This is a genomic window from Variovorax sp. P1_H2 (assembly GCF_056405295.1).
The window spans coordinates 110,813-124,476 of the sequence record NZ_JBFUCJ010000002.1 but is presented as its reverse complement, the minus strand read 5'-3'; the positions used below and the strand labels follow the sequence as shown (position 1 = coordinate 124,476).

Sequence of the window (13,664 nt, the reverse complement as noted above, 5' to 3'; positions counted from 1 at the left end):
TTAAGCAAGAGTCTTTCAAAAAGTAGCTTTCGAAAGGCAGAGAACGCAAACACCTGTCCAGGCTGCAGGCATACACTTTGCGTGATGATGGCCGAGGGGTGTCCGACCCGAATGCCTCGCAAGCCAAGCCCACAAGGCACAGCCACTGGAGACGACACGATGAACGCCCCCCTGCCCGAGCACATCCGCAAGGCCCTCGAAACGGTCACGCTCGACGACAAGTATTCGCTGGACTACGGCCGCGCCTTCATGAGCGGCGTCCAGGCGCTGGTCAAGCTGCCGATGCTGCAGCGGCTGCGCGACCAGCAGCGCGGCAAGAACACGGCCGGCTTCATCAGCGGCTACCGCGGCTCGCCGCTCGGCGGCTACGACCAGGCGCTGTGGAAGGCCAGCAAGTACCTGAAGGCGCAGAACATCGTCTTCCAGCCCGGCGTCAACGAGGAACTGGCGGCCACCGCGCTATGGGGCACGCAGCAACTGGGTTTCTCACCGCCCGGCACCAACAAGTTCGACGGCGTCTTCGGCATCTGGTATGGCAAGGGTCCGGGCGTCGACCGCTGCTCCGACGTCTTCAAGCACGCCAACATGGCCGGCACGACGGAGTTCGGCGGCGTCATCGCGGTGGCCGGCGACGACCACATCTCGAAGAGCTCGACCGCGGCGCACCAGAGCGACCACATCTTCAAGGCCTGCGGCACGCCGGTGTTCTTCCCGGCCAACGTGCAGGAAATCCTCGACCTCGGCATCCATGCCTTCGCGATGAGCCGTTTCGCCGGCATCTGGTCGGGCATGAAGACGATCCAGGAGATCGTCGAATCCAGCGCCACCGCGATGATCGACCCCGAGCGGGTCGAGATCGTGATCCCGACCGACTTCCAGATGCCGCCCGGTGGCCTGCACATCCGCTGGCCCGACCATGCGCTCGAGCAGGAAGCGCGGCTGATGCACTACAAGTGGTACGCCGCGCTGGCCTACATCCGCGCCAACCGGCTCAACCACAACGTGATCGAAGGGCCGAACGACCGCTTCGGCATCATGGCCAGCGGCAAGGCCTTCAACGACACGCGCCAGGCGCTGATCGACCTCGGCCTGGACGACGCCGCCTGCCGCCAGCTCGGCATCCGGCTGCACAAGGTCGCGGTGGTGTGGCCGCTCGAGGCGCAACTCACGCGCGAGTTCGCCACCGGCCTGCAGGAAATCCTGGTGGTCGAAGAGAAGCGCCAGGTCATCGAATACCAGCTCAAGGAAGAGCTCTACAACTGGCGCGGCGATGTGCGGCCCAACGTGGTCGGCAAGTTCGACGAGGGAGAGGTGCACGAGGCCGAAGGCTATTCGGGCGGCGAATGGTCGATGCCGAACCCGACCGCGCACACGCTGCTGCGCGCCAACGCCGACCTGAACCCGGCGCTGATCGCCAAGGCGATCGCCCAGCGCCTCCGGAAGACCGGGCTGCTGGCCGCGGCCGGCGCCGACATGGCGGCGCGCATCGACGCCCAGCTGGCGATTCTCGAGGCCAAGGAGCGGGCGCTGGCGGCGCCCAAATCGCTCGGCGCCGCCGACGCGACCCGCCAGCCCTGGTTCTGCTCGGGCTGCCCGCACAACACCAGCACCGTGGTGCCCGAAGGCTCGCGCGCGATGGGCGGCATCGGCTGCCATTTCATGGCGACCTGGATGGACCGCTCGACCATCGGTTTCACGCAGATGGGCGGCGAGGGCGTGCCGTGGGTCGGCCAGCAGCCCTTCACGACCGACCCGCACATCTTCGCCAACCTCGGCGACGGCACCTACTTCCACAGCGGTCTGCTGGCGATCCGCCAGAGCATCGCGGCCGGCGTCAACATCACCTACAAGATTCTCTACAACGACGCGGTCGCGATGACCGGCGGCCAGCAGGTCGGCGAGCGGCCCGAGGGCCATTCGGTGCTGCAGATCGCCGAGAGCCTGCATGCCGAAGGCGCGGTCAAGGTGGTGGTGGTCACCGACGAGCCCGAGAAATACGAAGGCGTGACGGTGCCCGGCGACCACGTCAAGGTGCGCCACCGCGACGAGCTCGACGAGATCCAGCGCGAGTTCCGCGAGATCAAGGGCACCACGGCCATCATCTACGACCAGACCTGCGCGACCGAGAAGCGGCGCCGCCGCAAGCGGGGCACGGCGGTCGACCCGGCCGTGCGCGTGGTCATCAACGAACTGGTCTGCGAAGGCTGCGGCGACTGCAGCGTCAAGAGCAACTGCCTGTCGGTGGAGCCGCTCGAAACCGAATTCGGCCGCAAGCGCACCATCAACCAGAGCACCTGCAACAAGGACATGAGCTGCCTCAAGGGCTTCTGCCCGAGCTTCGTGACGGTCGAGGGCGGCCAGCTCAAGAAGAAGTCGAAGAGCAAGGGCGTCTCCCCGGCCGAACTTGGCGCGCTGGCCGATCCCTCGCTTCCGGCGCTGGGCAACGGCCAGGTCTGGGGCGTCGTGGTGGCGGGCGTCGGCGGCACCGGCGTCATCACCATCGGCCAGCTGCTGGGCATGGCCGCGCACATCGAAGGCAAGGGCATCGTCACCCAGGATGCGGCGGGCCTGGCGCAGAAGGGCGGCGCCACCTGGAGCCATGTGCTGATCGGCGACACCCAGGACGCGATCCGCACCACCCGCGTCGGTACCGCCGCGGCCGACCTGGTGCTGGCCGCCGATCCGCTGGTGGCCGTCAACGCCGAAACCACGGCGCGCATGCGCGAGGGGCGCACCTTCGTCGCGCTCAACAGCCACAGCACGCCGACCGCGGCCTTCGTGCGCAATGCCGACTGGGTCAATCCGCAGGACGATTGCGCCAACGAGATCGCGCGCGTGGTGGGCGCCGGCGCGGTCGGTTCCTTCGACGCCGATGCCGCGGCGACCTCGCTGATGGGCGACAGCCTGTATGCCAACCCGATGCTGCTGGGCTACGCCTGGCAGAAGGGCTGGATCCCGCTCGCGCACGAGTCGCTGATGCGGGCGATCGAGCTCAATGCGGTGGCCGTCGACAACAACAAGACGGCCTTCGAATGGGGCCGCCAGGCCGCCCAGCGTCCTGCGGAGCTGCAAAAACGCGTGCAGCCGGGGCAGGTCATCGCGTTCAAGAAGCGCGAGACGGTCGAGAGCCTGGTGGCCCGCCGCGTCGAATTCCTGGCCGGCTACCAGAACGCCGCCTATGCCGGCGAGTACAAGGCTTTCGTCGCCAAGGTACAGCAGGCCGAGTCGGCGCTCGGCAAGACCGGACTGACCGAGGCCGCGGCGCGCTACCTGTTCAAGTTGATGGCCTACAAGGACGAGTACGAGGTTGCGCGGCTGCACGCCGACCGCAGCTTCCTCGACCGGGTCGAAGGCATGTTCGAGGGCGACTTCAAGCTCAACTACCACCTGGCGCCGCCAATCATCGCGAAGAAGAACGCCAAGGGCGAGCTGCAGAAGCAGAAGTTCGGGCCGGCGATGCTGACCGGCTTCAAGCTGCTGGCGAGGCTCAAGGGCCTGCGCGGCACCGCGCTCGACCCCTTCGGCCGCACCGAGGAACGCAAGGCCGAGCGCGCGCTGATCGGCGAATACCGCGCCAGCCTCGAAGAGGTGATCGCCGGGTTGACTGCTGCCAACCACGAGACCGCGCTGGCGATCGCCGGCCTGCCCGAGCAGATCCGCGGCTACGGCCACGTCAAGGAGCGCAACCTGGCCGCCGCCCGGCTGCGCTGGGCCGAGCTGATGGCGAAATGGCGCAACCCGCAGGCCCCGCGCGCCGCAGCTTAGGACTCTCGGCCGCTCCGGCGCCGGCAAGCGCAGCGAAGGCCCGTCGGGTTGCCCCCGGCAGGGGGTGGGCGACCCGACACGAAGTGCGGGCAACCTGGGAGCGAGCCTGCTGCCCTCTATACAATGCCCGGTGCTGTGCGCGGCGCCCAGGCCCCGCGCTGTGTGGCCGCTGGGTGCGGCCGCGGAACCGCCGGGCTCTTTTTCCATCCAGGGCCGGCGCTCCTCTTCTTTCCCTTTGTTGGAGACTCCCTTGTTCATTTCCTCCGCTTTCGCCCAGACCGCGCCTGCTGCCGGTGGTGGCGACATGATGTCCTCGCTTGGCAGCATGCTGCCGCTGGTGTTGATGTTCGTGGTTCTTTACTTCGTCATGATCCGCCCGCAGATGAAGCGCCAAAAGGAAGCGCGCGCCATGATCGAAGCCCTGGCCAAGGGTGACGAGGTCGCCACCTCGGGCGGCATGCTCGGCAAGATCACCCAGCTCGGCGAGCAGTACCTGACGGTCGAGATCGCCAAGGGCGTCGAGGTCCAGATCCAGCGCAGCGCCGTCGTGCAGGTGCTTCCCAAGGGCGCGATCAAGTAAGTAGAGCCACAACGCGGGCGCCGGACACCGCGCGCCCCTGAAGGTTGAATCGATGAACCGTTACCCGGTCTGGAAGTACGCGATCATCGTGATCGTGCTGCTGGTGGGGCTTGTCTATGCCCTGCCCAATTTCTTCGGCGAGGCTCCTGCGGTGCAGGTCTCGTCGGCCAAGTCGACCGTCAAGGTCGACGCCGGCACGCAGGCCCGCGTGGCCGAGGCGCTCAAGGTCGCCGGGCTGATGCCCGACCTGCTGACGCTCGACGCCACCTCGGTGCGGGCCCGCTTCGCCACCACCGACGACCAGCTGAAGGCGCGCGACACGCTGCAGCGGGCCCTGGTGCCCGATCCGAGCGACCCGCCCTACACGGTGGCGCTGAACCTGGTGTCGCGCTCGCCGAGCTGGCTCGCCGCGCTGCACGCCTTCCCGATGTACCTGGGCCTCGACCTGCGCGGCGGCGTCGACTTCCTGCTGCAGGTCGACATGAAGGGCGCCATCGACAAGCGCGCCGAATCCTTTGCCAGCGACCTGCGCACCGGCCTGCGCGACAAGAGCGTGCGCGGCAGCGCGGTCAGCCGCAACGGCCAGACCGTCGAGATGCGTTTCCGCGATGCCGCGGGCCTGGACGCCGCCAAGCGGCTGCTGCAGGACCAGTTCCCCGACCTGACGGGCGTCGAAAGCCAGGAAGGCACCGACTACAAGCTGGTCGCCTCGATCAAGCCCGAGGCCGTGCGCCGGCTGCAGGACGCGGCCCTGAAGCAGAACATCACGACCCTGCACAACCGGATCAACGAACTCGGCGTGGCCGAACCCGTGATCCAGCAGCAGGGCCTGGACCGGATCGTGGTCCAGCTCCCCGGCGTGCAGGACACGGCCAAGGCCAAGGACATCCTGGGCCGCACCGCCACSCTCGARATGCGCCTGGTSGACGASAGCGCCGAGGGCCGCGCCGCCGAGATGGGCACCGGTCCGGTGCCCTTCGGCTCGGAGAAATTCCTCGACCGCCAGGGCCGCCCGGTGATCGTCAAGAAGCAGGTGCTGGTGACCGGCGAGAACCTGACCGACGCCCAGCCCGGCTTCGACTCCCAGACCCAGCAGCCCAAGGTCGACCTGACCATGGACGCCAAGGGCGGGCGCATCATGCGCGACGTCAGCCGCGAGAACTTCCGCAAGCGCATGGCGATGCTGATCTTCGAGAAGGGCAAGGGCGAGGTGCTGACCGCGCCGTCGATCAACGGCGAGCTCGGCAACCGCTTCCAGATCTCCGGCTCGATGAGCGTGGTCGAGGCCAACGACCTGGCGCTGCTGCTGCGCGCCGGCTCGCTGGCGGCGCCGATGGAGATCATCCAGGAACGCACCATCGGCCCCAGCCTGGGCGCCGACAACATCAAGAAGGGCTTCGACAGCGTGATGTACGGCTTCGCCGCGATCATGGTGTTCATGTGCCTGTACTACGCGCTGTTCGGCGTCTTCTCGTCGATCGCGCTGGCGGTCAACCTGCTGCTGCTGGTGGCGATCCTGTCGATGCTGCAGGCCACGCTGACACTGCCCGGCATCGCCGCCATGGCGCTGGCCATCGGCGTGGCGATCGACTCCAACGTGCTGATCAACGAGCGCGTCCGCGAGGAACTGCGCGGCGGCGCCTCGCCGCAGGCCGCCATCCACGCCGGCTACGAGCGCGCCTGGGGCACCATCCTCGACTCCAACGTCACCACGCTGATCGCCGGCGTGGCGCTGCTGGCTTTCGGCTCCGGGCCGATCCGCGGCTTCGCGGTGGTGCACTGCATCGGTATCGTGACCTCGATGTTCTCGGCCGTGTTCTTCTCGCGCGGGCTGGTGAACTTCTGGTACGGCAGCAAGAAGAAGCTCAAGACCGTGTCGATCGGCACCGTCTGGAAGCCGGACACCACCGCCGTGGCCAACGCGAAATAAGGGACACGACAAATGGAATTCTTCCGGATCCACAGGACGATCCCGTTCATGCGCCACGCGCTGGTGCTGAACGCGGTGTCCTTCATCACCTTCGCGCTGGCGGTCTTCTTCCTGTTCCACCGCGGGTTGCACCTGTCGGTGGAATTCACCGGCGGCACGGTGATGGAAGTCGCTTCCCAGCAGTCGGTCGACGTCGGCAAGGTGCGCGAGACCATCGCCAAGCTGGGCTACCCCGACGTGCAGGTGCAGAACTTCGGCACCTCGCGCGACGTCCAGATCCGCCTGCCGGTGCAGAAGGGCCAGACCTCGGCGCAGCAGAGCGAGCAGGTCATGGCGGCGCTGCAGGCGGTCGACCCGACCGCCACCCTGCGCGGCAACGAGTTCGTCGGCCCGCAGGTCGGCGAGGAACTCACCACCAACGGCCTCAAGGCGCTCGGCATGGTGGTGGTCGGCATCATGATCTACCTGGCCTTCCGCTTCGAATGGAAGTTCGCGCTGGCCACGGTACTGGCCAACCTGCACGACGTGGTCATCATCCTGGGCTTCTTCGCCTTCTTCCAGTGGGAGTTCTCGCTGGCGGTGCTGGCGGCGGTGCTGGCGGTGCTGGGCTACTCGGTCAACGAGTCGGTGGTGATCTTCGACCGCGTGCGCGAGAACTTCCGCCGCTACCGCAAGCTGAGCACCCCCGAGGTGATCGACAGCGCGATCACCTCGACCATCAGCCGAACCATCATCACGCACGGTTCGACCCAGCTGGTGGTGCTCTCGATGTTCTTCTTCGGCGGCCCGACCCTGCATTACTTCGCGCTGGCCTTGACCATCGGGATCTGCTTCGGCATCTATTCGTCGGCCTTCGTGGCGGCGGCCATCGCCATGTGGCTGGGCGTCAAGCGCGAGGACCTGGTCAAGGGGCCGGTCAAGCGGGACGGCGATCCGAATGACCCGAACGCCGGCGCGACCGTCTGATCCTGGGGTAGCCGAGCATGGCGCGCTCTTGTGCGGTTACGCTTCCCGATGCAAGCTCGTGCCTGTCGTCGAAACGAATCAATTGCCGTCCTGACCATCCATGACCCCGCGGTCCCATGCAGCTTCCCTCCAACTCTCCCGCGAGACGCGCGAGCGTTTCGTCGCCGCCACCGAGCCGCTGATCGCGCCGATCGGCCATGCGATCCGCGAGCGCCTGACGGCCCTGGCCGCGCAGGTCGGAAACTCGCGCGAGATGCAGGAGAACCGAGATGGTTTCCTGGCCTTCGAGGCCCAGGGCGCCAATTGGGTGTCGCTGTCGCGCGAGGCCTGGCGCAAGGCGCTGTTCGCCAGCACGGCCGAGGCGCCGAGCTCCAATCCCTTGTCGCGCCTCGAGCTGATCGGCGACGAGGTGGTCGAGACCAGCATCCTGTCGTCGCGGCTCGCGCAGGCGATCCAGGACAAGGCCAACTTCGAGTTGAATGACCTGCGGCTGCGCATCCAGCACCTCGAAGGAACCCACGAGCTGAGCGCCAAGGATATTCTCAAGCCGGAAGCGCTGGCCAAGATCCTGGTCGACCAGTGGCTGGCCACCGGCCTGAGCCGCAGCCTCTGGATCAAGGTGCAGGACCAGGTCCAGCAGCACATGGTCGAGCCCGTGGTCAAGGCCTACAAGGACGCCAACGCGTTCCTGGTCGGCAAGGACGTGATGCCCGAGATCGACCTCAAGAGCTTCGTCCGGCGCACCGGTTCGGTCAGTTCCGGCAACGCGGCGCTGGGCGGCAGCTTCGCCGGAGGCAGCGCCTCGATGGGCATCTCCGGCCAGCCCCAGATGGCGCCGGGCGGCTTCGGTGTGCCCGCCGGGAGCTTCGCGCCGGCCGCCATCGGTGTCGGGCGTGGCCCGGCCGGCCCGGGCCAGGCGGGGGGCGACACCCTGATCGCGACCGGGGGCTCGCCGCTGCTGCTGGCGCGCCAGCGGGCCCAGGGCGTGCTGCTCAACCTCAAGCGTTTCGTGACCGCGCGCATCGGCGGCGACATCACCCAGCCGCGCGTCCAGGGGGGTGGCGAGATGGCGGCCGGCGCGGGCTTCGGCGGCCCCGGTGCCCCGGCCTTCGCCGCTGCCATCGCCGATGCCGAGGCCGCCTACCAGGTCGCGGCCTCGCAGTACGTGGTCGGGGAGGAGGCCACGGCCATCCACCATGCCTCGGCCGAACTTCGCCGGCGCACCAGCGAACTCAAGAAGAAGGCACCCACCACCGCCGACAAGGCGACGGTCGAGATCGTGGCGCTGATGTTCCAGGCCATCCTGGCCGAGGAGCGGATTCCGTTTTCGGCCCGGGTCTGGTTCGCGCGCCTGCAGATGCCGGTGCTGCGCGTGGCCATCGCCGAGCCGGAATTCTTCGGCACCCTGCAGCACCCGGCCCGCATGCTGATCGACCGCATGGGCTCCTGCGTGATGGGCTTCGATGCGGCCGCCATCTCCGGCAGTGCGCTCGAGGGCGAGATCCGCCGCGTGGTGCAGGTGATCGAGCAATACCCCGAAACGGGCCAGCGCGTGTTCAAGCTGGTGTTCGACGAATTCGTCGCCTTCCTCAACAAGTACCTGACGCAGAGCGACACCACCCAGCGGGTGATGAGCGTGGCGCAGCAGGTCGAGCAGAAGGAGACGATGGCGATCCAGTACACCATCGAGTTGCGCAAGATGCTCAACGACATGCCGGTGCGCGAGGAGATCCGCGAGTTCCTGTTCAAGGTCTGGGCCGAGGTGCTGGCCATTGCCGCCCTTCGCTATGGCGCCCAGGACGAGCAGACCGTGACCCTGAAGCGGGTCGCCTCCGATCTGGTGTGGGCGGCCAGCGCCAAGCCCAACCGCAACGACCGCACCCGTGTCATCCAGGATTTGCCGAAGCTGCTGCAGCGGCTGCGCCAGGGCATGACCTTGCTGGGCATCGTCGGCGATCCCCAGGAGGCGCACATCAAGATCATCGGCGCGACGCTGTCCGATGCCTTCCTGTCGAAGACCGAGGCGATCCCGCCGGCCAAGATCGAGGCCATGGCGAAGCGCCTGGCCAACCTCGAGGATTTCGTCTCCGACGAGGGCACGACCGACCTGCCGCTCGATGCCGCAAGCATCGAACTTCTGCTCGGGGTCGATGCCGCCTCGATCGAGGTGGTGCCCGACACCGGCACCAAGGTCAGCGAGGACATGCTGGCCTGGGCCCATGAACTGCAGGTCGGGACCTGGTTCATGCTGGACCACAACGACCGTGTCAGCCAGGTCCAGTTCGTCTGGCGCAGCGACCGCAAGCAGCTGCACCTGTTCGCGTCGAGCGACGGCCGCAGCTTCCTGATCCAGGTCGGGCGCCTGGCTTCTTACCTGCAGGCCGGCCTGCTGGTCCCGGCCGAAGAGGAAACGCTGACCGTGCGCGCCACGCGCGAGGCGCTGGCCAAGCTGGACGCCAACCCAGAACGCCTGTTGAACTAGCTCGCCCCCAGGTTGCCCGGCACTTCGTGTCCGGGCGCCCACCCCCTGCCGGGGGAAACACCAGCGGCCCGGCAAAGCCGGTTCCGCGGTGTTTCACCAACGGGCCTGGCTGCGCCGGCCGGGGAAAGAAAAAGCGGCGCCGTGCTTGTTCTCCGGCGGCGCGYAGCGCCCGCCTGTTCGTGGGCAGTCGCGGAACCGGCTTCGCCGGGCCGCKGACTGCGCCCCCGGCAGGGGGTGGGAGGGCTACACGAAGTGAGCCCGACCTGGGGGCGAGCGTCAGTGCTGGGGCGAGCGTCAGTGCGCCACGCGAAGCGTGGCATCGTCGCAGAGCTCGTCGAGCACCAGCGCGTCGGGCTCGACGCCGGTGCTCCAGTGCACCATCAGCACGATGATCTTGAGCTCGTCGAGCGCCAGCGGCTCGCCCGGCGTGGCCATGGCGCGCTCGACCACGATCTCGCGCATGCCGGCCGGCAGCACGCCCGCGGACTCGAGGAAGCTGATGAAGCCCAGGCATTCGGCGCCGATGTGCTCCTGCTCGGCGGTCGAGTAGACGCGCATCGCGTCGGCCGACTGGGGAATCGCGGCATCGGCCGCCGTGCCCGGCAGCACGGTGGCGCTGATGCCGTCGGCGTGGCGGTTGAGCTGGACGCCTCGTGTCGCCAGGCTCAGGCCGTCGAGCCAGTGCAGCGCCTCGCGGATCTCGTCCGCATCGAAGCCTTGCGCGCTGAGCTTGCGCCCCAGCTGCTCGGGTTCGGGGCAGGCGTCGCCGCGCCAGTAGTTTTCGTAGACGTACACGAGCACTTCGAACATGGGTTCAATATAGCCCACCCGAAGCGCCGCTCGATGAAAGTTGCGCCGACACGACGCCGCAGCGGGCTCAACCGAGCGCAATGCGCTGGAACAGGCCGCCCGGGAGGCGGGCGATGCGGCCCGCCAGTTCGAGTTCGAGCAACTGGGCCTGCAGCATGGCCGGGCTGAAACCGGTGCGGGCGCACAGGGCGTCGAGGCCGACCGGGTCGAATCCGAGCGCGCCCAGCAGCGCCGGTTCGGTGGCATCGTCCAAGGCGGCGGGCGCGGCTGCCTGAGGCGCATCGGCCAGGCCCAATTCCTCCAGCACGTCGCCGACCGATTCGACCAGCTTGGCGCCCTGGCGGATCAGCGCGTGGCAGCCGCGCGATTGCGGCGAGTGGATCGAGCCCGGGATCGCGAACACCTCGCGCCCCTGCTCGACCGCGAGCCGGGCCGTGATCAGCGAACCGGAGCGCAGCGCGGCCTCGACCACCAGCGTGCCGCGCGTCAGTCCGGCGATGATGCGATTGCGCTTCGGGAAGTTCTGGTTCAGGGGCGGCGTGCCCAGGGGGTATTCGCTGACGACCAGGCCCCGGGCGGCGATCCGGTGCGCCAGCGCGCGATGCCGGGCCGGATAGACGCGATCGAGCCCGGTGCCGACCACCGCCACCGTCGCCAGCCGCTCGGGCCCGCCGGCCTCGAGCGCGCCCTCATGGGCCGCGCCGTCGATGCCGAGCGCCAGGCCCGAGACCACGGGGAGCCCGGCTTCGCCGAATGCCCGCGCGAACGCCCGTGCATTCCCGGCGCCTTGCGCCGTGGGATTGCGGCTGCCGACCATCGCGATGCTGCGGTCCAGCTGCGCGAGTTCGAAGGCGGGTGCGCCCAGAAGATAGAGCAGCAGCGGCGGATCGGCGGTCTCCAGCAGCGAGGCCGGATAGCCGGGATCGCCCAGCGTCAGGATGCGGCGTGTGGCGCCCTCGGCGTCGGTGCCCCGGAGCCAGTCGAGGGTGCGCTCGAGCAACGCGGCCAGCTCGACCGGTTCGCGCTGCAGCGCCTGGGCCTGCGCGCTGCCGGCGACCTGCCGCAGGGCCTCATGCGATTGGGCGAAGATGCCGGCCGGCAGGCCGAAGGCCGCGAGCAGCGTGCGGGCGGCGACGTTCCCGACGCCTGGCGTCAGCGAGAGGCGAAGCCAGCCCGCAAGTTCGTCGCGTTCCACGCCAAGATGGTGCTCGCGTCAGGGGTTGACCAGCAGGTCGCCGATCCGCGGGGTATCGTTGATCTCGAGCACCAGCGCATAGGACGCTTTCTCGAAGGGGCGGAACACCATCAGCAGGCCGATGCGTTCGTTCGGCAGCTTGAGCACTTCCTTGCCGGTGTCATTCGGGGCGCCGGCGCGGTCGACGATGGTGTCGCCGTTCTTCAGGATGGCCAGCACGTGGCCGGACTCGATGCCGTCGCGCGTGCCCTTGTTGATCACCACCACCTGGTTCTGGGCCGCGAACTGCACCGCGTTGCCGTAGACCGAGACGATGCGTCCGTTGACGATCTGCTCGGGCGCCCGCGGCGCGTAGCTCAGCAGCTGGCGCTGGGGCTCGGGCAGCAGGCGGTCGCCGGCGCGCATTTCCTCGCGCGCCGCCACGATGTCGATGGTGGCCGGGACCACGTTCGCGATTTCCTTGCCGTCGACGAGTTGGCTGGCGATGTTCTGGCTGCGCTTGAGCTGGGCCTTGCCGAGGTAGGCCGCCTCGTAGCCGAGGAGTTCGCCGGTGGCGGGGTCCTTCAGCGGTGTCGCGTTGCGGAAGATGCGGAAGGTCTTGATGGGGCCTGCGGTCTCGATCAGCGGGGAGTTGGCATCACCCAGCGCGTAGGCGCGGTCGCCGCGGGCCAGCAGCACGCGGCTGTCGTTGCCGGCCACGATGTGGGGTGCGGTCCTGAGCGTGTCCTCGTCGACGATGATCGGCTCGCTCAGGAAGGGCTCGATCAGGCTCGGGTTGAGGGTCGGCAGCGCCATCCCCGACATCGACTCGTAGCGGGTGCGCGGCGACAGCTTGACCGTGCCGTCGGCGGCGCCGCCGCGGCGCGTGCTGAGGCGGGCGCGGCCGCCGCTCTTTTCAAGGTAGAGCACCTGGCCCGGGTAGATCCGGTGCGGGTTCGAGATTTCGCCGAGGTTCATGCCCCAGAGCTCGGGCCAGCGCCATGGGCTGCGCAGGTAGAGGCGGGAAATCGCCCACAGCGTGTCGCCGGGCTTGACCGTGTATTCGTCGGGCGCGTTGGGGGCCAGCTCGCCGATCGGGATGCCTGCCTGGGCCGTCTGCTGGGCCAGGGCGCGCTGTTGTGGCGTGACCGGATAGTTCTGTGCGAAAGCGGTCGCGGCACCGGCAACCCCCAGGGCGACGGTCGCCAGGGCGGTCAGGAGGCGGGGGCGCGAGCTTTCGTTGATTCGGAGTTTGGTCATGGTTTGATGGTGTGCACACACTACGCCACGCAGGATGTACGAATCCTCACAATTTGCTACGAATTTTGCGCTGAAGCCCTTGATAGGGCAACGTATTCGGGGAGTTCGCCGGCAGCACGTCGCGGAAATGGCGAAAATAGCGACAACTTTTCCTCGCTTTCATGGCTAAAAGAACCATTTTGAGTTACCCGGACCCGCGCCTGCATACGGTGGCCAAGCCGGTGCAGGGTGTCGATGCGCGCATCAAGACGCTGGTCGCGGACATGCTCGAGACCATGTACGACGCCAACGGCATCGGCCTGGCGGCGACCCAGGTCGACGTCCACGAGCGGCTGGTCGTGATCGACATCTCCGAAGAGCGCAACAAGCCGCTGGTCCTGATCAATCCCGAGATCGTCTGGGCCAGCGACGACAAGGTGCTCAACGAAGAGGGTTGCCTCTCGGTGCCGGGCATCTACGACGGCGTCGAGCGCTCCACTTCCGTGCGCGTGACCGCGCTCGATGCCGAGGGCGAACCGCAGGCGATCGAGGCCGAGGGCCTGCTGGCGGTCTGCATCCAGCACGAACTCGACCACTTGCTGGGCAAGGTGTTCGTCGAGTACCTGTCGCCGCTGAAGCGCAATCGGATCAAGAGCAAGCTGCTCAAGCAGCAGCGCGAAGACCAGAAATCGGAACAGCGCGAAGGACGGCGTTGACC

At 68.0% G+C, this 13,664-nt stretch carries 9 protein-coding genes; 6 read left to right on the top strand and 3 right to left on the bottom strand.

The features are described from left to right. Positions 1 to 159: 159 nt before the first annotated feature. From AC1D2E_RS01750 to AC1D2E_RS01730, 5 genes are all read left to right on the top strand, one after another. Positions 160 to 3,765 (top strand): indolepyruvate ferredoxin oxidoreductase family protein, encoded by a 3,606-nt coding sequence (locus tag AC1D2E_RS01750; protein WP_478195789.1) that lies wholly within the window; start codon positions 160 to 162, stop codon positions 3,763 to 3,765. Positions 3,766 to 4,015: 250 nt separating this feature from the next. Beyond that, positions 4,016 to 4,345: a preprotein translocase subunit YajC gene (gene yajC / locus AC1D2E_RS01745; RefSeq protein ID WP_478173850.1), complete on the top strand. Its 330-nt coding sequence runs from the start codon at positions 4,016 to 4,018 to the stop codon at positions 4,343 to 4,345. Between the two features lie 52 nt (positions 4,346 to 4,397). After that, entirely contained in the window at positions 4,398 to 6,275 is a 1,878-nt protein-coding gene (gene secD, locus AC1D2E_RS01740) for a protein translocase subunit SecD (protein ID WP_478195788.1), read from the top strand. Positions 6,276 to 6,287: 12 nt separating this feature from the next. Further along, complete coding sequence (secF, locus tag AC1D2E_RS01735; RefSeq protein ID WP_478195787.1) at positions 6,288 to 7,241, top strand: protein translocase subunit SecF; 954 nt, start codon at positions 6,288 to 6,290, stop codon at positions 7,239 to 7,241. Between the two features lie 100 nt (positions 7,242 to 7,341). Further along, positions 7,342 to 9,723, top strand: coding sequence for a DUF1631 family protein (locus AC1D2E_RS01730; RefSeq protein ID WP_478195786.1), 2,382 nt, complete (start codon positions 7,342 to 7,344; stop codon positions 9,721 to 9,723). A gap of 294 nt (positions 9,724 to 10,017) precedes the next feature. Here AC1D2E_RS01730 and AC1D2E_RS01725 read toward each other — a convergent pair whose 3' ends face one another. The 3 genes from AC1D2E_RS01725 to AC1D2E_RS01715 form a co-directional block, all read right to left on the bottom strand. Further along, positions 10,018 to 10,533 carry a Smg family protein gene (locus tag AC1D2E_RS01725; protein WP_478173846.1) on the bottom strand — a complete coding sequence of 172 codons (516 nt, stop codon included), beginning with the start codon at positions 10,531 to 10,533 and terminating at the stop codon, positions 10,018 to 10,020. Positions 10,534 to 10,600: 67 nt separating this feature from the next. Then, complete coding sequence (dprA, locus tag AC1D2E_RS01720; RefSeq protein WP_478195785.1) at positions 10,601 to 11,728, bottom strand: DNA-processing protein DprA; 1,128 nt, start codon at positions 11,726 to 11,728, stop codon at positions 10,601 to 10,603. A gap of 18 nt (positions 11,729 to 11,746) precedes the next feature. Continuing rightward, the gene (locus AC1D2E_RS01715; RefSeq protein ID WP_478195784.1) at positions 11,747 to 12,967 is read right to left on the bottom strand and encodes a LysM peptidoglycan-binding domain-containing protein; all 1,221 of its coding nucleotides are present in this window, start codon (positions 12,965 to 12,967) and stop codon (positions 11,747 to 11,749) included. A gap of 161 nt (positions 12,968 to 13,128) precedes the next feature. Between AC1D2E_RS01715 and def the strand changes: the two genes are divergently transcribed. Beyond that, entirely contained in the window at positions 13,129 to 13,662 is a 534-nt protein-coding gene (def, locus tag AC1D2E_RS01710) for a peptide deformylase (RefSeq protein WP_478195783.1), read from the top strand. Positions 13,663 to 13,664 lie beyond the last annotated feature (2 nt).